General features: G+C 55.6%; 23 protein-coding genes and 1 riboswitch. Of the genes, 8 read left to right on the top strand and 15 right to left on the bottom strand.

Annotation, left to right across the window (positions count from 1 at the left end; all coding sequences use genetic code 11):
* Position 1: 1 nt before the first annotated feature.
* The 4 genes from AC0L6A_RS02275 to AC0L6A_RS02260 all read right to left on the bottom strand — a co-directional run bounded on the left by AC0L6A_RS02275 (position 2) and on the right by AC0L6A_RS02260 (position 2,811).
* A complete protein-coding gene (locus tag AC0L6A_RS02275; RefSeq protein ID WP_473291936.1) occupies positions 2-787 on the bottom strand; it encodes a DUF4198 domain-containing protein in 786 nt (261 codons plus the stop codon).
* A 120-nt stretch (positions 788-907) separates the two neighbouring features.
* Positions 908-1,119, bottom strand: a riboswitch (cobalamin riboswitch).
* A 121-nt stretch (positions 1,120-1,240) separates the two neighbouring features.
* Positions 1,241-1,594 (bottom strand): hydroxyisourate hydrolase, encoded by a 354-nt coding sequence (gene uraH / locus AC0L6A_RS02270; protein WP_473291935.1) that lies wholly within the window; start codon positions 1,592-1,594, stop codon positions 1,241-1,243.
* Positions 1,595-1,747: 153 nt separating this feature from the next.
* On the bottom strand, positions 1,748-2,368 hold the full coding sequence (locus AC0L6A_RS02265) for a cysteine hydrolase family protein (protein WP_473291934.1): 621 nt from the start codon (positions 2,366-2,368) through the stop codon (positions 1,748-1,750).
* On the bottom strand, positions 2,365-2,811 hold the full coding sequence (locus AC0L6A_RS02260; RefSeq protein ID WP_473291932.1) for a MarR family winged helix-turn-helix transcriptional regulator: 447 nt from the start codon (positions 2,809-2,811) through the stop codon (positions 2,365-2,367). Before AC0L6A_RS02260 ends, AC0L6A_RS02265 begins: the two co-directional genes overlap by 4 nt.
* Positions 2,812-3,108: 297 nt before the next feature.
* Between AC0L6A_RS02260 and puuE the strand changes: the two genes are divergently transcribed.
* Complete coding sequence (puuE, locus tag AC0L6A_RS02255) at positions 3,109-4,524, top strand: allantoinase PuuE (protein ID WP_473291931.1); 1,416 nt, start codon at positions 3,109-3,111, stop codon at positions 4,522-4,524.
* Positions 4,521-5,012: an ureidoglycolate lyase gene (locus AC0L6A_RS02250; protein ID WP_473291930.1), complete on the top strand. Its 492-nt coding sequence runs from the start codon at positions 4,521-4,523 to the stop codon at positions 5,010-5,012. Before puuE ends, AC0L6A_RS02250 begins: the two co-directional genes overlap by 4 nt.
* Here AC0L6A_RS02250 and AC0L6A_RS02245 read toward each other — a convergent pair whose 3' ends face one another.
* The 3 genes from AC0L6A_RS02245 to tmpA form a co-directional block, all read right to left on the bottom strand.
* Positions 5,013-6,650 (bottom strand): M10 family metallopeptidase, encoded by a 1,638-nt coding sequence (locus tag AC0L6A_RS02245; RefSeq protein ID WP_473291929.1) that lies wholly within the window; start codon positions 6,648-6,650, stop codon positions 5,013-5,015. It lies immediately after the preceding gene.
* 119 nt (positions 6,651-6,769) lie between these two features.
* Positions 6,770-7,357, bottom strand: coding sequence for a (R)-1-hydroxy-2-trimethylaminoethylphosphonate oxygenase (tmpB, locus tag AC0L6A_RS02240; protein WP_473291928.1), 588 nt, complete (start codon positions 7,355-7,357; stop codon positions 6,770-6,772).
* Positions 7,354-8,499 carry a 2-trimethylaminoethylphosphonate dioxygenase gene (gene tmpA, locus AC0L6A_RS02235; protein ID WP_473291926.1) on the bottom strand — a complete coding sequence of 382 codons (1,146 nt, stop codon included), beginning with the start codon at positions 8,497-8,499 and terminating at the stop codon, positions 7,354-7,356. The genes tmpB and tmpA overlap by 4 nt, the downstream gene beginning before the upstream one ends.
* A gap of 99 nt (positions 8,500-8,598) precedes the next feature.
* Between tmpA and AC0L6A_RS02230 the strand changes: the two genes are divergently transcribed.
* The 5 genes from AC0L6A_RS02230 (at position 8,599) to AC0L6A_RS02210 (ending at position 13,179) form a co-directional block, all read left to right on the top strand.
* Entirely contained in the window at positions 8,599-9,459 is an 861-nt protein-coding gene (locus tag AC0L6A_RS02230; RefSeq protein ID WP_473291924.1) for a LysR family transcriptional regulator, read from the top strand.
* A gap of 145 nt (positions 9,460-9,604) precedes the next feature.
* A complete protein-coding gene (locus AC0L6A_RS02225; protein WP_473291922.1) occupies positions 9,605-10,324 on the top strand; it encodes an energy-coupling factor ABC transporter ATP-binding protein in 720 nt (239 codons plus the stop codon).
* Entirely contained in the window at positions 10,299-10,916 is a 618-nt protein-coding gene (locus AC0L6A_RS02220; protein WP_473291920.1) for an energy-coupling factor transporter transmembrane component T family protein, read from the top strand. Before AC0L6A_RS02225 ends, AC0L6A_RS02220 begins: the two co-directional genes overlap by 26 nt.
* Complete coding sequence (locus tag AC0L6A_RS02215) at positions 10,917-11,462, top strand: biotin transporter BioY (RefSeq protein WP_473291919.1); 546 nt, start codon at positions 10,917-10,919, stop codon at positions 11,460-11,462.
* A gap of 181 nt (positions 11,463-11,643) precedes the next feature.
* Positions 11,644-13,179 carry an alkaline phosphatase family protein gene (locus AC0L6A_RS02210; protein ID WP_473291917.1) on the top strand — a complete coding sequence of 512 codons (1,536 nt, stop codon included), beginning with the start codon at positions 11,644-11,646 and terminating at the stop codon, positions 13,177-13,179.
* Here AC0L6A_RS02210 and AC0L6A_RS02205 read toward each other — a convergent pair.
* Entirely contained in the window at positions 13,152-13,835 is a 684-nt protein-coding gene (locus AC0L6A_RS02205; RefSeq protein ID WP_473291916.1) for a haloacid dehalogenase type II, read from the bottom strand. The two genes, AC0L6A_RS02210 and AC0L6A_RS02205, sit on opposite strands and share 28 nt — an antisense overlap.
* Positions 13,836-13,940: 105 nt before the next feature.
* On the bottom strand, positions 13,941-15,776 hold the full coding sequence (ilvD, locus tag AC0L6A_RS02200; RefSeq protein WP_473291914.1) for a dihydroxy-acid dehydratase: 1,836 nt from the start codon (positions 15,774-15,776) through the stop codon (positions 13,941-13,943).
* A 207-nt stretch (positions 15,777-15,983) separates the two neighbouring features.
* Here ilvD and AC0L6A_RS02195 point away from each other — a divergent pair, with 207 nt between their 5' ends.
* Positions 15,984-17,003 (top strand): NAD-dependent epimerase/dehydratase family protein, encoded by a 1,020-nt coding sequence (locus AC0L6A_RS02195; protein ID WP_473291913.1) that lies wholly within the window; start codon positions 15,984-15,986, stop codon positions 17,001-17,003.
* A gap of 47 nt (positions 17,004-17,050) precedes the next feature.
* Here AC0L6A_RS02195 and AC0L6A_RS02190 read toward each other — a convergent pair whose 3' ends face one another.
* The 6 genes from AC0L6A_RS02190 to AC0L6A_RS02165 all read right to left on the bottom strand — a co-directional run bounded on the left by AC0L6A_RS02190 (position 17,051) and on the right by AC0L6A_RS02165 (position 21,652).
* A complete protein-coding gene (locus AC0L6A_RS02190; RefSeq protein ID WP_473291911.1) occupies positions 17,051-17,443 on the bottom strand; it encodes a hypothetical protein in 393 nt (130 codons plus the stop codon).
* Positions 17,440-18,252 carry a hypothetical protein gene (locus AC0L6A_RS02185; protein ID WP_473291910.1) on the bottom strand — a complete coding sequence of 271 codons (813 nt, stop codon included), beginning with the start codon at positions 18,250-18,252 and terminating at the stop codon, positions 17,440-17,442. The genes AC0L6A_RS02190 and AC0L6A_RS02185 overlap by 4 nt, the downstream gene beginning before the upstream one ends.
* The gene (locus AC0L6A_RS02180; protein WP_473291908.1) at positions 18,252-18,518 is read right to left on the bottom strand and encodes a spike base protein, RCAP_Rcc01079 family; all 267 of its coding nucleotides are present in this window, start codon (positions 18,516-18,518) and stop codon (positions 18,252-18,254) included. Before AC0L6A_RS02180 ends, AC0L6A_RS02185 begins: the two co-directional genes overlap by 1 nt.
* A gap of 232 nt (positions 18,519-18,750) precedes the next feature.
* Positions 18,751-19,599, bottom strand: a complete 849-nt coding sequence (locus tag AC0L6A_RS02175; protein WP_473291907.1) for a LysR family transcriptional regulator — start codon at positions 19,597-19,599, stop codon at positions 18,751-18,753.
* A 14-nt stretch (positions 19,600-19,613) separates the two neighbouring features.
* Positions 19,614-20,660 (bottom strand): ABC transporter ATP-binding protein, encoded by a 1,047-nt coding sequence (locus AC0L6A_RS02170; RefSeq protein WP_473291906.1) that lies wholly within the window; start codon positions 20,658-20,660, stop codon positions 19,614-19,616.
* A complete protein-coding gene (locus AC0L6A_RS02165) occupies positions 20,657-21,652 on the bottom strand; it encodes an ABC transporter ATP-binding protein (RefSeq protein ID WP_473291905.1) in 996 nt (331 codons plus the stop codon). The genes AC0L6A_RS02170 and AC0L6A_RS02165 overlap by 4 nt, the downstream gene beginning before the upstream one ends.
* Positions 21,653-21,654: the final 2 nt, after the last annotated feature.

Genomic DNA, 21,654 nt, shown 5'->3' with positions numbered 1-21,654 from the left:
CTCACTTCAGATCCTCAGCTCGAACCCAGATCACAGCGTCTTGGGACAGCTCTTTGCCTTCATGTTCCTTCGCGGGACCGGACCCAAGGGCCGCAAAGCCCCAATAGCCTGCCTTGGGGATGCCAAAGGTGAAGATCCCATTCTGGTCAGAGATGGCAACAATCGTGCCACCAGCCATAGGTTGGGCGGTCGGGTTCGTGGTCGAGAATGCCTTTAGATCAGGCTCGGCCGCCATGTATTCAATCTCAATCTCGGCCCCCGGAACGGGCTTGCCGTCGGACAGCACCACACCCGAAAACGTCGAACCAGTGACCACGTTGTATGGCTTGTTCAACGGCAGGATTTCCGTCGGTAGACCCACCGGCTGATCCCAATCCGTGGGCAGCGTGTTGCGGTTCAGGACGACCTTGGTGATCTGCTGGATGAAGATGTCCTCGCTTTCCTCATAGTAAGGCGCAGGCACCGTCACGACCACATAGTCGCCCGAGCGCTTAACGGGAACCGAAGCGGTATAAGCGGCGGCCTCGTTCGTAGCACCTTTGAAGGTCGCCGGTATAAGCCGATCCGACAGATCAACCTTTTCGCCGTTATGGACCATGAAGAATTCCACAGGCTGGCCCATGTCCATCACATGGCCGTTCTCAAACGGATGCCAGAAGACCAGCCCCATAGGCACGTCGCCGGGTCGGTCAATCAGCGTTTCTTCGGTGTAGTTCAATTGGAAATGCGCTGACGCTGCAGCGGGTAGGAAAGCGGCCAGAGTAGCGGCCAGTAGACAAGTTTTCATGTCGTCCTCTTTGGGTACACAGACGGATGCCTGCATTAAAGAAGGAACAACGGGGATAATGGCTCGGATGGTCTGGTGACCGCCGGGCCAGACGCTCACCCCGGCGTCCGGTTAGGTTGGGCTAATGCCCAGCGTCCGGCAGGTCTCCTGACTCGCGGGTCTTAGCTTGGCTGGCCTTCCCGGGCGTGGCCCAGTGGCATATTCAGCTTCGCTCGCCGCTCACAGTTGCGGGGGCAGTCACGGTTTTGGCGCCTAATGGCTACACCTCACCGTATTCCCTATTACTACCGCGGTGCTTCTGCACACACGGAACCGATCGCTAGATTTGAATGTCAGATGAGAAGGGTGCGAGTCAAGCAATTGCACCTGCGCAAATGGGTCGCAGACAGACGTCAGCACGTCGCGAATTTCGCCAACATGCTGAAATTGTAGCATTTAATTTCAAAAAAATTATCAGCTGCCGCGATAGGTCGAATACCCATAGGGGCTGAGCAGAAGCGGCACGTGATAATGCGCAGCCTCGGCCATACCGAAGCGCAAAGGCACTTGATCCAGAAACAAGGGCTCCGCCCCATTTTGTCCTGACGCGCGCAGATAGTCGCCCGCATGAAACACCAGCTCATATGTGCCAAGCTCGAACTCGCCCGCGGGCAATATTTGCTCATCCGTGCGGCCATCATCATTGGTTACAAGCGATCGCACCAAAGCACGCGTCTCGCCTTCGATCCGGTAAAGGTCGATCTGCAAGCCTTCGGCGGGGCATCCCTTTGCCGTATCCAGTACATGGGTGGTGAGATATCCAGACATTCGCGCCTCCGGTAAATTGTCGTTAGGCCAGTATGGAGTGGTGCAAAGGGTTGGGCTAGTGGTTTTTGGCGAGTGTGAAACAATAACCCTGAGAATTGCGAAGTCGGCTTTGCGGACTTTGTTGCCGTTCTCGCTTGAAGGATCAATGTCCGCTCAACTAACGGCCACACCCGCTGAAGACATTTGCTTCTCAGCGCTTTCCGTCGGTGCGGTTGAGAGAGTTCCGTCCTTCACAACAGTGACGCCATAGCCTCGGTTTCTGGCAGCCAGCGCTGTCTTTTGCACGCAGTAATTGAGGTCCAAACCGGCGAGATGCAGTTTGCCAACGTCAAGGCGCTCCAATAGGGTATCGAGTTCGCCGGTTTCAAACGCGTCCTGTACGCGCTTTACAATGACATGATCAGGGAGTGACAAGAATAGCTCTGCAAGTTCTGTCCCGTAACTGCCTTCGACTGCCTGCCCTTTCATGGTCAGGCGCGCCACTACCTTCGTGGAAGGGATCGACCATTCCTGACAGACGGCAATAACAGGATGGTTTTGGGCTCGCGCGGCTTCTACTTCCTCAAGGATCTTTGCTGCAGCAAACTCTTTTGCAGCATCCGAGTAAGGGCCGCGTTCCCAGAATACTGACTGTAGGTCAATCAACAGAAGAGCCGATCCAGTGCGGTCCGGTATCGTTTCTCCGGCACTTACCGAACCGATACGCCTTACTCCGTTGCCGAGCCAGATTAAGGGGAGGAGGATTGCAGCGCCCAAGACATAACCGAAAGTCATGCTCTTTCTCCTGCCTGGTTTTTCAAGCTGTCCACCACTGCACGGACGACTTCAAGCGCTGTAGAAATTTCTTCACTGCTTAGGCTCGCACCAACCTCCTCCATCAGCTTCATTTCCTTTGATAAAATCTCTTCGATGAGGGTTTGACCGTGATCGGTCAACGCTAGAAAAGGCGAGCGTTTGTGGCGTGGGTTTGCGCGTTGCTCAACGAAACCGGAAGCCAGCGTTTCGTTGCACATGACTTGGACGTATTGTCGTTTGATTTCGAGCCGTGCCGCGATTTCAGGGACGGTCTGCTCTCCGTATCTGTGCAGTATTTCCAATACCGCGCGCATCCGAACTGTAAGGGTGGTTCCGACCAAACCAGCTTCAACGCTGGCTTCTGCGGCCTGCATTAATGGGCGTGACATCCAAACGAGTCGATGAAGGTGTTCTGCTTTCATATTGTCAATATACTTGTCATATTGACAAGTGCAATGTCAATCTCTCACAGCAGCGGACATTGAAACAGACTGCAGCATCGGTTAGTAGGGCTCAATGCCGCCATTCATTGTTCATCCAACCTTCGCACAAGTTTCTGTTTGGCGAAACTCACCCTCATTCATCTGAGGGACCACGCCATCGGGTCCGATTTCGTCACAAGAACGCGTTTATCCTTTGCCCCCTAAACTGATTCCTCGTGACCCCTCTGTCCTTTCGCTTATAACTGTTAGAACCAAACAGGTCGCAAAGAGGTCAACGTGAGAAGATACACCCGTGATATGCGCGGCTACGGCCCCAATCCACCGCACCCGCAATGGCCGGGCAACGCCAAGGTCGCTGTTCAGTTTGTGCTGAACTACGAAGAAGGTGGCGAGAATTGCGTGCTGCATGGCGATGCTGCCTCCGAGGCGTTCTTGTCCGACATTCCCGGTGCCGCTCAGTGGCAGGGACAGCGCCATTGGAACATGGAATCGATTTACGAATACGGCGCACGGGCCGGGTTTTGGCGTCTGCATCGACTGTTTACCGGCGCGGGCATTCCGCTGACCATTTACGGCGTCGCAACCGCCCTTGCCCGCAGCCCCGATCAGGTGGCCGCGATGAAGTCCGCTGGATGGGAGATCGCCTCGCACGGCCTGAAGTGGGTCGAACACAAAGACATGGCCGAGGTGGACGAACGCGCCGCTATCGCCGAAGCCATCCGCCTGCACACCGAAGTCGTGGGCGAGCCTCCGCGTGGCTGGTACACCGGGCGCTGTTCCTCCAACACTGTGCGGCTGGTCACAGAACAGGGCGGCTTTGACTACATCTCGGACACCTATGACGACGACCTGCCCTATTGGGCCGAAATAGGATCACATGACCAGCTGATCATCCCCTACACACTCGAAGCCAACGACATGCGCTTCGCCACCGCCCCTGGTTGGGTCACAGGCGACGATTTCGGTCGTTACCTGATCGACGCATTCGATACACTTTACGCCGAAGGAGAGGCCGGACAGCCCGCGATGATGACTGTCGGGCTGCATTGCCGTCTTGTGGGACGTCCCGGCAAGATCGCAGGCCTTAAACGCTTCATAGAGCACGTACAGGCCCATGAAAGCGTTTGGTGTCCCCGCAGGGTCGAGGTGGCCCAGCATTGGGCCGCCACGCATCCCCCTGCCCGCTTTGAGCGCCCCAGCCAGATGGATCAGGCACGCTTCGTCGATCTGTACGGCAGCATCTTCGAACATTCGCCTTGGGTCGCTGAACGTGCCTTTGATCTGGAACTCGGTCCCGCCCACGACAGCGCGGCTGGCGTTCACAGCGCGCTTTGTCGTGCCTTCCGAAATGGGTCCGAGGGCGAGCGTCTGGACGTCCTGAAAGCGCACCCTGATCTTGCGGGCAAACTGGCCTCGGCCGGCAAACTGACGGCGGAAAGCACGTCAGAACAAGCCGGTGCTGGCCTTGATCTGCTAACCGATGAGGAACGCGCCGTCTTTACCCAGTTGAACACCGACTATGTGGCTCAACACGGTTTCCCCTTCATCATCGCGGTGCGGGACCACGACAAAGCATCAATCATGGCAGCCTTCCACCGCCGGATCGGCAACGACCGTGAGACTGAGTTTGCGGAAGCCTGCCGCCAGGTCGAACGCATCGCCGAGTTCCGCCTTGCGGACGTGTTGCCATGACCGAGATCACCGCTTCCCCGTTGACCGCCGAGGCCTTCGCGCCATTCGGTGATGTGCTTGAGCTGGCAGACCGTGAAAGCCTGACAATTAATGCCGGGATGTGCCAACGGCATCACGATCTGGCCCACTTGGAATTCGGTGAGGGTCGTGCTGGGATCAGCTTGTTTGATGGAAAGGCACGCGGCTTTCCCTATGCGCTGGATCTTGTTGAACGTCACCCGCTGGGATCACAGGCGTTCATTCCCATGAACGGCGTGCCCTTGCTGGTGACTGTTTGCCAAGACGAGGACGGGGTACCCGGTACCCCACAAGCCTTTGTAATGCGACCAGATCAGGCCATCAATCTGCACAAAGGCACTTGGCACGGGGTCTTGGCCCCCATTGCCGCACAAGGTCTTTATGCAGTGGTCGACCGGATCGGAGATGGAGCGAACCTTGAAGAGTTCTGCTTTGCCGAACCGGTCACCATTCATCCACCAGTGGCGTGATCAGTAGAAGGTTATATCGTCGACAAGACCCATTTTATTGGACACATCTTCGATGATCAGCTTGTCGCCTCCACCCAGATCAATGTGAACATCACCATTGGTAACCGTGGCTTTATTTCTCATCAGCTGCCAAACGCTCATGCCCGTTGGAACGTCGTCCTGATCAATGAAGATCCGGTCATTTTGATTGTCATTGAAATCCGTAATGCGATCAACGCCGTCATCATAGTAGAAACGATCATTGTCGTTTCCGCCGGTCAGCCGATCATTGCCTTGGCCTCCATACAAGCGATCAGAGCCGTTCCCGCCCATCAGCCGGTCATTGCCTTCATCACCATACAGCCGGTCCCAGCCTTGACGTCCGACTAGCGTGTCATCACCATCGTTGCCATAAAGCCTGTTGCCGATATTGTTGCCCTTGATCGAGTCGCTGGCAGAGCCGCCATAGACACCTTCGACGCTGAAAAAGGTATCACCATACGCGGCTCTATAACCTGTGTTCGCTAAAAGGTTCACTGTCACTGCGGTCGTTTCGACAGAATAGTCTGCATAGTCTGTTCCAGACCCGCCTTCCAGCCTGTCACGGCCATTCCCGCCTACCAAAGTGTCGTTGCCTGACCCGCCGATCAGTCTGTCATTGCCGTTGTTCCCAACCAGAGTGTTGTCGACCCAATTGCCGTATATAACGTCGTCGCCAGATCCGCCGTGCGCGTTTTCAATCGTGGTTCCAGCTGCCACAATCAGATTGCCCTTATAACCCAAGACATCTGATATCTTTTGCTGCCGCAGGTCGATCTTCTGACGGTATCCGCTACTGGAAAAATCAAATGTATCTTCACCACCGCTGTCAAAAACGGTCATCGCGACACCCACAGAGCTTCCGGCAAGCGATGTAAATTCCGATGCAGGCCCCTGAGCGTTCGAACCATAGCCCCAGACAGTGTTGCCATCGTTCACGTCAGTCGGCGTGCCATACAAACGTTGGATTGCCAAAATATCAGCCACCATTGGTGTAAGAACATAAGCCCCAGTAGCATTAATATATGGATTTCCAGTTTGGCTGAAGTAAGACATGACCGACATTTGCCAACTGTCATTGGTGTAATGCGCGTCTGCGTAAAAGTTGCCTGACCCATTATAGTCGCCAGCGTGTCCCAACCCCAACGCGTGCCCGATTTCATGCACATAGGTCTGATGGGAATAGCTGTGCAGGTCGTATTCATCGCCGGAATACCAGTTTGGATTAACATTTACCGTCGACTTGGTGATGGTTCCGCCACTTACGCTTGAACGGTTGAAAGCGCCAGCTTCATTATCCTTAAAAAGGATGTCTCCGCCGGTCCCGGCGATCTCGACAAAGTTAATTCCAGTCACGGCGCTCCAGGTTTCCAACGCCTTCTCAACGAACCATTCACCTGCCGCTTCTAGCCCAACAAGGGAATAGGTGAGCGTCCCACCGGCCGACACATCGAATTTTCGCGACGACCCACCCCAAAAACCGTGGGTCAGATAGTTGGCAACCTGGCTGGTAGAGTATGTTGGCAGAGACGCTGCGACCCCTCCAGCCCCGGCGCCAGCGCCAATAGAGCCGGTTTCACCATCGTCTACATGATATAAGTTACCGCATTTGACGCACATATTGACCTCTCAACAATAAGTTGTGTGTTTCAAAGCAAATATTAACTTTCATCACAAGTTCAAAGTTATGCATCAGCGACTTTGTGCGGGCAGCGCAACGCTTTGCCCACGCATTGGCGTTATATCGCTAGGTGTCGATCAACCATGCGCTGGACCATGGGTGCAAAATGCCAGTAATCAGGCGTCTCCATCCCTACGCGCTTGCCAGCTTCGTCCAGATAGCGAACGGCAATGATCTGTTTCAGGTTTGGGTTCTTTTCGAATGCGGCAACTTCCTCTGCGTTCATCGGACCGCCCTGAAGCTCTAAAGTGTGCACAGAGGCCGCGCTGAGACGGTCAAAGTATGACGGCTTGGTTGCACAAAGATAGCGTTTTGCCGCCACGTGATACCTCACACAATCTGTGATGACGCTTGGGAAGAACTGCTCCAACACCTCGGCACCGGCGTCTTCGTGATGACGGTCCTCAGTGTCGTCCGGGTGATATGTTCCGAACTCGGACGTGAAATGCCCGATGTCGTGCAAAAGGGCACCCACGATGATCTCTTTGCTTTGACCGTTCTGCTCGGCGATGGTGGCGCCTTGAAGCATGTGTTCGGCCATGGTCACATCTTCACCCAGGTATTCCTCATCACCACGACGGTCGAAAATACCTCCGATGAACGCGACGATATTGTCCGGGGTTAGCGCCTCGACTTTCGGCTTCATTCGGCGGCCTCCTGATTAAGCGACCGCGACAGGGCTGCGTAGGTAGAGCGCATCCCGTCCTTGTCAGAATAGCAGCCCTGAAGCCAGCGCGTGCCTTCACCGGAATACCCCTTGCGCGCATGCAGTACGCGTGTGTTGTCGACAACAAAGCCCTCTCCGGGCTCGAGCCGGAAGGTAACTTCCATCGCAGGGTCGTCGATGATCTCGCCCAAACGACGATAGGCGGCATAGTAGTCTGGCATTTGGTCAAAGGGCACGTCTGTCACTGCCGCCAAAGAGCGGTTGTTGAAACGTACGCCGATGATCTCGCCATCCGGGGCAAGTTCGATCATTGGGCGGCGTGATTGCAGACAGACACCTTCTTCACCGGCATATTCGAACCGCGCGCAGTGATCGGCAAGGATGTCGAACGCGGCTGGGTCTTCTTCGCGTAAGCAGCGCGCAGCGGCAAAGCCGTCCACGACCATATTCTCGCCGCCTGCGGCCGAGCTTTCCAAGCAATAGAGCACCTGAACCGAAGGCACCGGATCACGGTAGGGGTTGTCCGTATGCGCCTGAAGCCCAAGCCCCGTGAAGGCAAGGTTTGTTGGGTTCACCTCGGTCCGCACTTCGAAATGGCGGCCATAGTTGGTCTCACGCACATAACCAAACAGATCCACTACTTTGAATAGCGCACCATCCTCGACCGGTCCGTTCACGACCTTGCCGAACCCATAGCGCGTGACCTGCGCCAGCCACGCGGCGAGTGCGCTCGGATCGGTGGACAGCTGCGAGAAGTCTCCAAGCGGCACATGACCCATCAGACCAGAATCCCATGTCTCGACGCCTTCGCCAAGCCAACCGCGTTCCGATGGAACGGGGCGGTCATACGCGTTTTCGATCAGCCAGCTCGTATCATAGGTGATGGCCTTACCTTCCGGCGCGAAGTTAATGGTTATTTGGCCGCCACTGACTGAGGCGTTGGTCATATGCGTGTCGGCAGGCAGTTCGCCCAACGACAGTAAGCGTTGACCATTGCCAGACGCGCGGGTCTCGGGATCCCAGGAATTGTCGCGCAGCCACATGGCGTGAAAGCGAAATGTACCGTTGGGGGAAGTTAGGGTCAGAACCTGTCCCGATGGGTCGAGCTGGGTGGTAATCATGCGTGTGACTCCTGTGACGCGTTGATCCTGTGATGATTTTCCAGCCAAGCCGTGATAAGGACAACCAAGATAAATGACATCTGAGACACCGAAAAACTTATGGATAATCCTCTTTCAAATCTGCCATTGGACTGGGTTCACGCCTTCGAAGCCGCCGGACGGCTGGGCAGTTTTACCGCAGCCGCGAAAGAAACAGGGCTGACACAGGCTGCGATTAGCCAGCGGATTGGGCATTTGGAAACCCGACTGGGTGTCACCCTGTTTATCCGCAAGCCGCGCGGCGTTGTCTTATCGGTCGAGGGAGAGGCTTGGCTTCCCTATGTCTCAAACGCACTGGGAACGCTTCGGCATAGCTCAGAAGAGCTGTTTGGCATTCGGCGCAAACGGCTAACTATCTGGAGCAGCACATCCGTTCTTGAGCACTGGATCGCACCGCGTTTGCCAGATCTTACACTTGGGGCTGAAGTACAGCTTTCGTTTAAAACGGTACTGCTTGCATCAGAAGATGGGCCAAATCTGCACGGCGTTCGCTTACGTTATGGCAACGGTGATTGGAACAGCGTGTATCGCGCACGTCTTTTCGATGAATTTCTGACCCCGGTCGCTGCGCCTTCGCTTGTCGGCGGGATAGGCCATGATGACTGGCAAACCCTTCCACGCATCGGTCTGTCCGGACCACGCGCGGGCTGGCATGATTGGGCCGCTCTTACAGGTGATGCCCCAACCCCTATGCCCTACCTGCGTTTTGATACATTCACAGCCGCCCTTGCCGCTGCCAAGGCAGGTGCTGGTGTTCTTCTGGCATCGGTCCCGCTGATTGCGCCCGCAATCGATCAAGGGCAGTTAATTCGACTGTCCCCGACCGATCTTCCATCTGAGAATTCATACTGGATGGTCGCGGAACGGGGCGATGTTACAAAGCACCAATGGAATGGTCTGGTTTCTGCCCTATGTGCCTAAGTTGATCATATTCAACGGACGCATTTTCAACAGGTAGAACTACGACTTCTGCATTTTCTTGAGGTATTCTCTGTTGCGTCCCGGTAAAAGGCCCGTCAAACACCGGCAAACTCTAGGGCCTTGGAAAGGGCGCATGGACAGTCAGATGAAACCAGCACGGATCGAATTCAACGCCGTCACCTTCGCAGTGGCCGAGCGGCAGATTCTTTCCGACATGTCGGTTGATTTGACGGCAAGACGTGTTGGCATCATCGGGCGCAATGGGTCGGGCAAAACAAGCTTCGCCCGGCTTCTGTCTGGTTTGGTTAAGCCCGGTGAAGGTTCAGTACGCATAGAAGGATTAGACCCGGCCAAAGACCGCCGTGCGGCGCTGTCGCTGGTGGGCATCCTGTTTCAGAACCCTGATCACCAAATCATTTTTCCCACAGTGGTCGAAGAACTAACCTTTGGTCTGCGCCAGCTTGGCCTTGAGGACCCAGAAGGCGCCGCGCGCATTCAATTGGAAAAGTTCGGGAAAGCGCATTGGGCCTATAGTCATGTGCATGGCCTCTCGCAGGGGCAGAAGCAACTGGTCTGCCTTATGGCGGTTCTTGCCATGGCGCCACGCATTCTAGTGCTGGATGAACCCTTTGCGGGTTTGGATATTCCCACACGCATGCAGCTTGGCCGCTATCTGGACCGCTATGACGGAACTTTGGTGCACGTCACCCATGATCCCGCTGATCTAGCAGACTATGATCACGTGATTTGGATCGAAGCCGGGAAGCTGGTTCAGCAAGGCGCACCGGGCCAAGTGTTGCCCGCGTTTACGACACAGATGAAACAGCAGGGGGAAAGCGATGATATCTCTGACCTCTCCGATTGAGACGCGTGCCCACGGTTGGCCCGCTGGGTTAAAGCTCGGGCTGTTGTGCGTTGCCACGATTGTGCTGTTCAAAGCTGAAAGCGTCGCCTTCCACCTGACCGCTTTTGCAGGATTACTAGCTGCCTATGCGCTGCCCGGAACAGTCTTCCTGAAAGCCGGGCTTCGTGCCTTAAAACTTCTATGGCCCTTCGTCGCTTTGGTTGCGCTGTATCACATCGTGACGCGCACATCAGTCGAAGGGATCGTGATTATCCTGCGCATGCTGACCGCTGTGGGTCTGGCCAATCTGGTTACCATGACGACACGGCTGTCAGACATGATCGCGGTTGTGCGTTGGCTGGCGACGCCCTTTCGTGCCCTAGGGCTGCGTACCGAATACCTTGAGACCGCGATCGCGCTGGTCATCCGGTTTACGCCTGTGCTGATAGGCAAAGGCACTCACCTGACCGAGGCTTGGCGCGCCCGGTCTGCCCGCCGTCCCGGCTGGCGCATAATTCTGCCGTTCACAGTTCTTGCGTTGGATGACGCAGACCACATTGCCGATGCGCTGCGTGCGCGCGGTGGCTTCGATGCCATGAAGGAGAATACCTAGATGGAAAGAAATGTAGTTTTGATCGCCCTTTTTGCGGCCCTGATCGCCGCGCTGGGATTGATCCCCAAAATCGCACTTCCGTTTGGTGTGCCGATCACCGCGCAAAGCCTTGGCATCATGCTGTGCGGCACTGTGCTGGGTTCGAAGCGTGGCGCGCTGGCCGTGCTATTGTTCCTTTTGCTGGTTGCCATTGGCTTGCCACTTCTGGCAGGCGGTCGCGGTGGTTTAGGTGTTTTCGCAAGCCCCACAGTTGGGTTCCTCATCGGCTTTCCGATTGCTGCCTTCGTCACCGGCCTGATTACTGAAAATTGGAGCGCAGGGCCGCTTTGGCTTGGTGCCGGTGTGGCGTCTGTCGTCGGTGGCATTGTCGTGCTTTATGCCTTTGGTATCCCGGGCATGGCTTTCATGTTGGACAAAACACTGGTTGAAGCCACGGGGCTTATCACCGCCTTCATTCCCGGCGACGTGATCAAGGCTGCCTTGGCAGGCATGCTGACAGCGGCGCTGGCCAAGGCCCGTCCAGCAAGCGTGTTGTCACGCGCCTAAGACAACAAAAAGCGGCCAGAAATGGTCGCGCGCGAGCCGCGGTTGCACCACAGCGACCGCGGCTTTTTCATTGTCAGTGGGTCGGGCCAGTTTTCGACAAATCTCGATCCAGAGCAAGTTCTGCTAGACCCACCGAATTTCCATACCCTATCAATTCAAAGATAAGAGCAGGAGAATCGCCATGACCGCCAAGAAAAACGTGCTGTTCATCATCATTGACCAGCTTCGTGCGGATTGCTTGCATGGGGCATTGGCCAATCACGTAGACCTGCCCAACCTGCGCGCGCTGATGGGTGATAGCGTCACGTTCAAGCGGCATTTTTCGGTTGTGAACCCCTGTGGGCCGTCGCGCGCGTCAATCCTGACGGGTCAGTATTCGATGAACCACCGCTCGGTTCGGAATGGCACGCCCCTGCGCCACGACACGCCGACGCTTCCCAGCGAAATGCGCAAGGCCGGGTATCTGCCAATGCTGTTTGGCTATACCGACACGTCGTTTGATCCGCGCGTTCATGCGCCTGAAGACCCGGTGATGCAGACCTATGAAAGCCCGATGGCTGGGTTTGTCGAGCAGGTCGAAATGCGGCTTGAGATGTCTTACCCGTGGCGATCATACCTGATGGGCAAAGGGCATCACTGGAACAACTACTGGCAGCTTTACATCCCCGGCGGGGATGGGTTGGCCCTGAATGCACCTGCCGTTTACGCGGCTGAAGACAGCGACACTGCTTTTCTGACCGATCAGTTTTTGGAACGGATGCCCGCATACGCCGACCAAAGCTGGTTTGCTCATTTGACCTATATCCGCCCGCACCCGCCGTTGGTCGCGCCCGCGCCCTATAACGACATGTACGATCCTACAACGTTGCCCGAACCTGCCCGCGTTGGAACACGAGACGACGAGGCTGCGGTTCACCCTTTCTTTGGTCCAGCGATCACGAAAGAAAAGGCCGCAAATTTCGTGCTTGGCGCAATGGCCGATGACAGTGACGAGACACTGCAAGCCCTGCGCGCGGTCTATCTTGGACTGGCGACCGAGGTTGATCACCATATCGGGCGCGTGGTGGCGTTTCTGAAAGAAAGCGGACAGTGGGATGACACTCTGTTGGTGGTCACCGCTGACCATGGCGAGATGCTGGGTGACCATCACGCATGGGGCAAGCACTCGGTCTATGACGCGGCCTATCACACGCCATTGATCATCCGGGCACCGGGTTGCAAGGCAGGCCATGTGGTGGACGATCCAACAGAAAGCATCGACCTGACGCCAACGATCCTGAGTTGGGTGGGACAAGAGATCCCTAACGCGATGGATGGACGATCGCTTTTGCCTTTCTTGTCTGGCGATACGCCCGAGGGCTGGAGGGATTATTCGTTCTCGGAACTGGATTTCGGTGACCCGATTTCACCCACGATCTGGCAACAGGAACTGGGCACGGATGCAAGCACGTCCTGCGTGAGCATCTTACGTGATAGCCGTTTCACTCTTGTTGAATTTGCAGCTGATTTGCCTCCGCTTCTGTTCGATCACGAAGGTCAGGGCGAGCTAGAGGACGTTGCTGGCAACCCTAAATTTGCCACCGATCTTGCGCGTCTCACGCGACAAATGTTGCGCCACCGGATGCGCAACATGGATCACACGCTGTCCTATGACATGATCACCAATAACGGGCCTAAGCGTGCGCAACGCTACCCGGAAAACGACGCCAGCGCATAATCCGCCACGTCTTTCAGGCTGCGTGCTCTTTCCTTTGGTTCCACACCAAGCCTTTCCATCGGAAGGCCCGCGCGGTTCAGCCAGATCGTGTGATAGCCAAACCAAGTGGCCCCACACACGTCCCAGCAATTGGATGATACGAACAGGATGTCTTCGGCGGGAAGGCCGAATGCATCTGGACCCATTTGATAGGCCTCGGGTGCCGTTTTGAACTTCCCGACCGTATCGACAGACAGGACATGATCTAGAAGCCCATCAAGTTTGGCGGCCTTCAAGGCGCTGTCGATCATCGCCTGCGTTCCGTTGGACAGGATGGCCATAGGCACGCACGCCGCCTTCAGCCGGGTCAGCTGCGCAAGGTTCTCATCAAAGGCCGTGAGTTCTTCATAGGCACCCATCAGTGCCGCACGCATGTCAGGCGTCAGATCGACCTCATGCAGTGCACAGGCATAGTCCAGACCGTCGCCAGTGATCTGCCAGAAATCGGCATACTGATCGCACATCGTGCGCAGCCGGGTGTATTCAATCTGCTTATCGCGCCAAGTCGTGGCGATTGCCGCGCCTTTTCCGGGGAAGAACTGCTCAGCCAGCGCGCCAACTGAATAGACATCCAGCAGGGTTCCGTAAGCGTCGAAGGCGATGGCTTTGATGGGCATGTGGTGATCCTTTCCGTTCGCCACTTCAGCCTAGGGGCAGATGGGTCGTTCAGGAAAGGGAAAACGGGCGCGTCAGTATTCTTACCAACGCGCCCGTCTGAATAGTTAGTCGATGACGCGGACCGCGCCTTTGGCAGCAGAAGACGCCAGCATCGCATAGGCTTTCAACGCCTTCGACACTTTGCGTTTGCGTGGCGCAACAGGCTTCCAGCCCATTTCGTCCTGCGCCTTACGACGCGCGGCCATTTCTTCGTCAGATACAGCCAAGTTGATCGTGCGGTTTGGAATGTCGATCTCGATCTTGTCGCCTTGTTGGACAAGCCCAATCGCACCACCTTCCGCCGCTTCCGGCGAAACGTGACCGATCGACAGACCAGATGTACCACCCGAGAAACGACCATCTGTCAAAAGCGCACAGGCTTTGCCCAGACCCTTCGATTTCAGGTAGCTGGTCGGATACAGCATTTCCTGCATGCCCGGCCCACCGCGTGGACCTTCGTAGCGGATGACGACCACGTCGCCTTCTTTCACTTTGCCCGTCAGAATATCGCTGACCGCTGCATCTTGGCTTTCGCAGACATGCGCGGTGCCGGTGAACTGCAAGATCGACGCATCAACGCCTGCTGTTTTCACAATGCAACCATCAAGCGCGATGTTTCCGAACAGAACGGCAAGGCCACCGTCCTGACTGAACGCATGTTCCTTGGATCGGATCACGCCGCCTTCACGGTCAGTGTCGAGTTCCTTATACCGGTTCTCGGTCGAGAACGCCTGCGTGGTGCGCACTCCACCCGGGGCGGCCTTAAACAGGCTTTCAGCTTCAGGGTTGTTGGCAACCTTGATGTCCCACTTGGCAATCGCCTCGCCCATGGTTGCGGTATGCACAGTCGAACAATCGTTATGCAAAAGCCCAGCGCGGCTGAGTTCGCCAAGGATCGAGAAGATGCCACCCGCGCGGTGCACGTCTTCCATATGAACGTTCGCGATATTTGGCGCGACCTTACACAGACAGGGTACCTTGCGGCTTAACTGATCCATGTGGGTCATGTTGAAATCAACCTCGCCCTCATGGGCGATGGCCAACAGGTGCAGAACGGTGTTGGTTGACCCACCCATCGCGATGTCCAGCGACATAGCGTTTTCAAAGGCCTTGAAGGTCGCAATCTCGCGCGGCAGAAGGCCTTTTTCTTCGTCCTGATAGTGGCGCTTGGTGATATCTACAATCTTGCGACCAGCCTCAAGGAACAGGTGCTTGCGATCCGCATGAGTTGCCAAAGTCGAGCCATTGCCCGGCAGGGCCAGGCCCAGTGCCTCGGCCAGACAGTTCATCGAGTTGGCGGTAAACATACCCGAGCACGACCCGCAGGTCGGGCAGGCATTCTCTTCGATATGCTGAACCTGCTCATCGGTCAGATCTTCGCTGGCGGCTGCAACCATCGCATCGACCAGATCGATTTTGGTCATGTCCAGATCGGCAATGTCGATCTTGCCTGCTTCCATCGGACCACCCGACACAAAAATTACCGGAATGTTCAGGCGCATCGCAGCCATCAACATACCGGGCGTGATCTTATCGCAGTTCGAGATACAGACCATGGCATCCGCACAATGTGCGTTAACCATGTATTCCACGCTGTCTGCGATCACTTCGCGCGATGGCAGGGAATACAACATCCCGTCGTGACCCATGGCGATCCCATCATCCACGGCGATGGTGTTGAATTCCTTGGCGACGCCGCCGGCGGCCTCGACCTCACGCGCAACCATTTGGCCCAGATCTTTCAGGTGAACGTGGCCCGGAACGAACTGCGTAAAGCTGTTCACGATTGCGATGATCGGTTTTCCAAAGTCGCTGTCGGTCATGCCGGTCGCGCGCCAAAGGCCACGGGCACCGGCCATATTGCGGCCATGGGTCGAAGTTCTGGAACGGTAAGCAGGCATGCGGTCCCCACCTTTATCTTGGGTTTTCTGTCTGGCAGCGATTATCACTCTGCGGGCTTCGAAACCAGTCTTGATTAAGAAACAACGCGCAAGCAAGGCCGAGATACCCAAAAAGTTGAAGTTGGAACTTTACGTGCCTCTTTGCTTGGCGCGCACTGCGCAGAGGGTTAGGATCGGGTTGATCCGTTTTGATAAAGGTATTTTTCAATGAAAAAACGTAAGGTTCTGGTCACCGGCTCGGCTGGGTTCATCGGCTACCACCTTTCCAAGTTGCTGCTTGCCGAAGGGTTCCGTGTCCACGGCTTCGACGGGATGACCGATTACTACGATGTGACGCTGAAACAGCGCCGCCATCAGATGCTGCTACAAAACGAAAGCTTCACGGCGACCGAAGGGATGCTGGAAGACCAAGCGTTGTTCGATGAAATGGCGGATGAATTTGCACCCGACATCATTGTGCACCTCGCCGCGCAGGCAGGTGTGCGTTACAGCCTTGAAAACCCGCGCGCCTATATCGAATCAAACGTTGTCGGCACGTTCAACGTCATGGAGGCCGCCCGCCGTCATGAGGTCGATCACCTTCTCATGGCCTCGACCAGTTCGGTCTATGGCGCAAACGAAGAAATGCCGTTCACCGAGACCGAAAAAGCAGACAACCAGCTGACCATCTATGCTGCCACGAAAAAGGCAAACGAAAGCATGGGGCACAGCTATGCCCATCTTTGGAACATCCCAACCACGATGTTCCGGTTCTTCACGGTCTATGGCCCATGGGGCCGCCCCGATATGGCGCTGTTCAAGTTCACCAAAGGGATCGTCGAAGGCACGCCCATCGACATTTACAACAATGGCGACATGTTCCGCGACTTCACCTATGTCGAAGATCTGGTGCGCGGCATCCGCCTGTTGATTGATACGACCCCCATTCGCCCCGAAAGCCCGGACGACATCGAGGAAGGCGATAGCCTGTCCCCCGCCGCGCCCTATCGTGTGGTCAATGTCGGAAACTCTGACAAGGTGCGCCTGTTGGACTTTGTGGAAGCCATCGAAGACGCGCTGGGGAAGAAAGCCGAACGCAATTACATGGAGATGCAGATGGGTGACGTGCCTGCAACATGGGCAGACGCCACATTGCTACAGCGTCTCACCGGCTACCGACCGGCCACGGATTTCCGCGATGGAGTGAACAACTTCGTGGATTGGTACCGAGATTACTACAAAGTTTGATCGACGGCACAAACAGTCAAAACCCGCCCTTTTTGGGCGGGTTCTTGTTACTCTTCGATCGGAATCGGAGCAAGCTGCAGAAGTGGTATCGCTACCCCCGGTTCGACGCCCACAATGGCCAGAAGTGTATCCTGATCCGGCACAGGTGGCGTACCTGGTATCAGCGGAGACCAGATACGAAGCTGGCGTTGCGCCCGCCCTGCGGCCACCAAGTCAACCTTTAGGCCATGCTGCGGCGCTTGAAGTGCATTCGAGGCCTTATCCGGAAAATCATCCTCCGCAAGCAGCGATGCCATCGCGAAACGCGCGCCACTTCGGTCTTCCCAGCCTGCCCGTTGAAAGGTTTTCGCATCAGCAGTGCTGTTGCCAATACATACCGCAAACTGATTTGCATCTGCCATCATGGTTTCGGGGCAGGCGATTGTTATGCGAAGGGTCATAGTGTTACTCCCATTCTGGTCGCCATCCATTGTTCTAGAAGCTCGATCTGCTCAAGCGTTGGCTGGGGACGTGTGCTGTCCCAAACCTGAACCCCATACAGGCGATACACCCCTGGGATGCTTCCAGACACTTCGGCCAGACCAATTCTTAGAGGTTGAGCATCGACCTGCTCGCTCATAAGTTTTTGCGACCGCTGTGTAACTTTGACACCATCCATCCTGATCGTGGCTCCACCTGCGTAGGATTGAAGCGTTGCAATGCGTATCTGGTGGCCACCCCAAATACTGTTTGCGACCAAATTGCTGGCGTTCACCCCCTCTTGCACCAACCGGCTGTAGAACTGCAGCCGATCTAGACTTGGGTAGGATCCCAAAGACATACCGTTCGCACTATTTTTGCTGATCTCAGCGAAGTTGACGCGAGCCGTACCAACATTGGTCAGCAACTGATAACCAATCACCATTGTCATAGGATTTCCGATACGGAGCTGGGATGCGGTAATCATGTTGTCGTCAATACCATCCATCTCAACCCAGTGGTGGGTCCCATCAGTACGATAGCTTGGGCGCGCGGCGCTGACCGACTGGCTAAGATCCAATGCATTGCTCGACAAATCCCGCCACAATCCAACGGCCTGATTGTCTGCCGTCACAGCGCTGCTGCCTGCGTCGTCCTGAAACAGCTTTGTCGTGTCAGACGGATCAAACATTGCAGAAGGTGAAAGCTGCAAGGGTGAAAACGGTACCACCGGCGCGGCCCCTGACTTTCGAAGGGCCACAGCCGGAATCTCAAATCCCAGCGCCATCATTAGGTCAACACAAATGCATGGATGCCAGTCGCAGTCGTGCCGGTCGACATGATCTTTCGCACCCCGACAGGAAGGATGGAGTTATCCGCGACCACAACCGAACGTGCAGCCCCAGCGACACTTTCGAACGCAACCACACCACCGACTTCGACATAAAGGGAAACGGCGATATTGGGCAATTCGCTAAGATCGGATGGCAGAACGGGTTCCATGTCGGTCGCTGGTCCACGAAGGGACGGCGAACGGCTTTCGAAGGGATTGGACATAGCAAGCTCCTGACAAGTTCACACGCAATCAGGCACCCAAAAAAATTTGACGCCATACGTGATGGGATATCGAGCTTTCTAAGAAGAGAGGTTGAAGAAGGCTTAACCGGACCGAACGCTGCGCTACGACGCGCTAAGCGAACGAGGCAACACCCCAGCTTCAAGAGGTGATAACTTCAGCTCTGACAATTGCTGCCACAGGTTGTTCAGCGTGCCTTTGCTGTTCTTAGGGTCACGGTAAATGCGGATCTTCAAGATCTGTTGACAGGCGGTCATCCACAACTGTCAGCAATCCTTCCTCGATTTCTGTCTGGCATAGGCTTAGGGGCAACCAACCCATGCCGAACCCTTCAAGAATCATCGCTTTCACGCTGTTGGCCAGCGCATTCTGGTTCACAACGAACACTTTGCGTGGACTGATGATCTGTTCGACGACAAACTCCTGTACGGATCGCAAAGCAGAAACCGCACCATATGACAAAAGTGGAATCGCCTCTTTCGCATCTTCACGGAAGGTGAATTCTGCCCCTCCGCCCGGCTTACACCGGGACACCTGCACAAAACGATCATGCGCCAGCGTCATGTGTTCAAAGTTGGCCACCTCCAGCGGTCCAAGATAGTCCATTGAGGGATGCCAATAGGTCAAAAACGCATCGCAATATCTTTGCTGCAACGCGCTGACAAACTGATCCGCCGCCCACGAGGTCGAGTTCAGATCGGATTCCATCCCACCTACTGTCACCAATGGCGCAATCAGTTGTTTGTAATGCGTCATATAAAGCGACTGCGAGGCCGCGAAGCGAATGACGTTTTCTTTGGCAGCGTCGATGGTCTGACAACGCTCGATGGTTTCTTCGTAGGTGCGCAACATAATGCGCGCCTGAGACAGGAACACATCCCCCGCCGGCGTCAACGTCAGCGGTAGGGTTTCACGATTGATCAACCGGACACCGATATCGTTCTCAAGGGCGCGGATACGGCGTGAAAAAGCTGGCTGGCTGACATTACGTTCTTCGGCTGCGCGCGAGAAATTTCTGCACGCAACCAACGCTTCGAAGTCTTTCAACCAAACTACATCCAACGGATCATTCCGACCTAGAGGCCAGGCGCATCCGCATCCAATCGCCCTTCTTCAAGGGCATGACAAGCAACTGTGCTGCCGTCTGGCTGGTGAATGGCGCGTGGCTTTTCACTTATGCATCTGTCATTCGCGAACGCACAGCGGCTTTGGAAGGGACAGCCTTGCGGCAAATTGATCGGCGTCGGTATCTCGCCTTTCAGGCGGATATGGTTCGGTCGACCATCCTTCAGCTGCGGCACAGCGGACAGCAAGGCCTTAGTATAGGGATGTTTAGGATTCGAAAACAGGGTTGCTGTATCGGCGACTTCGCAAACCGTCCCAAGATACAGAACCGCAACCCGCGTACCGAAATGTTCAACCACGCTTAGATCGTGGGTAATGAACAGATATGTCAGCCCGCGACTTTCCTTCGCTTCCAGCATCAGGTTCAAAACCTGCGCCTGAATAGACACGTCCAACGCGCTGATCGGCTCATCCGCAATGATGAATTCCGGGTCAACGGTCAGCGCGCGCGCAATGGCGATACGTTGACGCTGGCCACCGGAAAACTCGTGCGGATAACGTTTCGTCCAACTGGGATCGACACCTACGGACATCATCACTTCTGTCACCTTGTCGCGCACCTCGGCTGCCGAGAAACGCGGATTGTGGTGCCGCACAGGCTCTTCCAGCGCTTGTAAAATGGTCATGCGAGGGTTCAGCGACGCATACGGGTTCTGAAAGATCATCTGGATCTTCTTGCGCAAGGGCTGCATCTCGCCACGTGAAAGATCGTCGACACGCTGTCCGTCATAGTGGATCTCGCCGGCGCTTGGGGTCAAAAGCCCCGCCACCAACCGCGCTACGGTCGACTTGCCACAGCCACTTTCGCCAACGACGCACAGGGCCTCACCGCGATTCACATCCAGCGTGACATTGTTTACCGCATGAACTGAACGAGTTTCGCGCGTGATCCGTCCGCCCTTGATCTTCACAGTCTCTAGAAAGCCCTGATCCAGATCGAACCGTTTCTCAAGTCCTTTGATCTCAAGAAGGGGGGATTGTACTGCCATATCCTTCATACTTTGGCCTCCCGACGGGCGTCATTCGATTGCAGGCGCTGGACTTCGTGGCAGGCAACCTCGACCTCGCCAAAATGCGAAATCTCGGGAATACGCGTACGGCACAAGTCCGTTGCATATTCACAGCGAGGGTTGAACGGACATCCTTGCGGGATATTTGTCAGCGGCGGCATATTGCCTGGGATCTGCTTCAACCTATGCCCCGGCAACGTCTGCTGCGGAAGCGCATTGATCAGGCCTTGAGTGTAGGGATGCTGAGGATCATTGATGATCTCGCGCGTGCGCCCGGCCTCGATGATGCGACCTGCATACATGACCAAAGTGCGTTCGGTCATCTGACTGACCACACCAAGGTCATGCGTAATTAGGATCAGACCGACTTGGTTGGACTGACATAGCTCCAACAGCAGTTCCATGATGTCCGCTTGAATGGTCACATCCAGCGCCGTGGTCGGTTCATCCGCGATAATCAACTGGGAATCCAGCAGAAGCGCGATTGCAATGATGATCCGCTGACGCATCCCGCCCGAAAGCTCGTGCGGGTATTGATCCAAGCGCTCTTCCGGTGACGGAATGTAGACCTCGCGCAGCTTCACAATTGAGATTTGGCGCGCTTCTTCGCGCGACAGCTTTCGGTGCGCCATCAGCGTTTCGATCATCTGCTGTCCGATGGTCAGAACCGGATTCAATGTCACCATTGGATCCTGAAAAATCATCGCCATTCGGTTACCACGCATATTGCGAAGTTGTTTGTCATTCATGCCGACAACATCTTCGCCTTCGAACATGATCTCGCCATGGTCGATATAACCCGGACGGCTAAGCAGGTTCATCAAAGCGAAGCCGGTGATGGATTTACCTGCACCGCTTTCACCAACGATGCCAAGGCGTTCGCCCTTAGCAAGGTCAAACGAAATGCCATTCAGGGCAGTAACCGTGTTTTCGCGCATCGCAAATTTAACGGTCAGGTCACGGACGGAAAGTAGGCTCATCT

The organism is Aliiroseovarius sp. D2-2, from assembly GCF_055809455.1.
This window is presented reverse-complemented; position numbering and strand designations above follow the sequence as displayed.

Bases quoted from the DNA above. Each gene is read 5' to 3' on its own strand.
- ilvD (WP_473291914.1), bottom strand. From the start codon at position 15,776: ATGCCTGCTTACCGTTCCAGAACTTCGACCCATGGCCGCAATATGGCC.
- AC0L6A_RS02165 (WP_473291905.1), bottom strand. From the start codon at position 21,652: ATGAGCCTACTTTCCGTCCGTGACCTGACCGTTAAATTTGCGATGCGC.
- AC0L6A_RS02170 (WP_473291906.1), bottom strand. From the start codon at position 20,660: ATGAAGGATATGGCAGTACAATCCCCCCTTCTTGAGATCAAAGGACTT.
- AC0L6A_RS02220 (WP_473291920.1), top strand. From the start codon at position 10,299: ATGATATCTCTGACCTCTCCGATTGAGACGCGTGCCCACGGTTGGCCC.
- AC0L6A_RS02260 (WP_473291932.1), bottom strand. From the start codon at position 2,811: ATGAAAGCAGAACACCTTCATCGACTCGTTTGGATGTCACGCCCATTA.
- AC0L6A_RS02265 (WP_473291934.1), bottom strand. From the start codon at position 2,368: ATGACTTTCGGTTATGTCTTGGGCGCTGCAATCCTCCTCCCCTTAATC.
- AC0L6A_RS02205 (WP_473291916.1), bottom strand. From the start codon at position 13,835: ATGCCCATCAAAGCCATCGCCTTCGACGCTTACGGAACCCTGCTGGAT.
- AC0L6A_RS02215 (WP_473291919.1), top strand. From the start codon at position 10,917: ATGGAAAGAAATGTAGTTTTGATCGCCCTTTTTGCGGCCCTGATCGCC.
- uraH (WP_473291935.1), bottom strand. From the start codon at position 1,594: ATGTCTGGATATCTCACCACCCATGTACTGGATACGGCAAAGGGATGC.
- AC0L6A_RS02225 (WP_473291922.1), top strand. From the start codon at position 9,605: ATGAAACCAGCACGGATCGAATTCAACGCCGTCACCTTCGCAGTGGCC.
- AC0L6A_RS02275 (WP_473291936.1), bottom strand. From the start codon at position 787: ATGAAAACTTGTCTACTGGCCGCTACTCTGGCCGCTTTCCTACCCGCT.
- AC0L6A_RS02245 (WP_473291929.1), bottom strand. From the start codon at position 6,650: ATGTGCGTCAAATGCGGTAACTTATATCATGTAGACGATGGTGAAACC.
- AC0L6A_RS02210 (WP_473291917.1), top strand. From the start codon at position 11,644: ATGACCGCCAAGAAAAACGTGCTGTTCATCATCATTGACCAGCTTCGT.
- AC0L6A_RS02190 (WP_473291911.1), bottom strand. From the start codon at position 17,443: ATGACCCTTCGCATAACAATCGCCTGCCCCGAAACCATGATGGCAGAT.
- AC0L6A_RS02230 (WP_473291924.1), top strand. From the start codon at position 8,599: ATGGATAATCCTCTTTCAAATCTGCCATTGGACTGGGTTCACGCCTTC.
- AC0L6A_RS02195 (WP_473291913.1), top strand. From the start codon at position 15,984: ATGAAAAAACGTAAGGTTCTGGTCACCGGCTCGGCTGGGTTCATCGGC.
- AC0L6A_RS02185 (WP_473291910.1), bottom strand. From the start codon at position 18,252: ATGATGGCGCTGGGATTTGAGATTCCGGCTGTGGCCCTTCGAAAGTCA.
- AC0L6A_RS02180 (WP_473291908.1), bottom strand. From the start codon at position 18,518: ATGTCCAATCCCTTCGAAAGCCGTTCGCCGTCCCTTCGTGGACCAGCG.
- tmpA (WP_473291926.1), bottom strand. From the start codon at position 8,499: ATGATTACCACCCAGCTCGACCCATCGGGACAGGTTCTGACCCTAACT.
- tmpB (WP_473291928.1), bottom strand. From the start codon at position 7,357: ATGAAGCCGAAAGTCGAGGCGCTAACCCCGGACAATATCGTCGCGTTC.
- AC0L6A_RS02250 (WP_473291930.1), top strand. From the start codon at position 4,521: ATGACCGAGATCACCGCTTCCCCGTTGACCGCCGAGGCCTTCGCGCCA.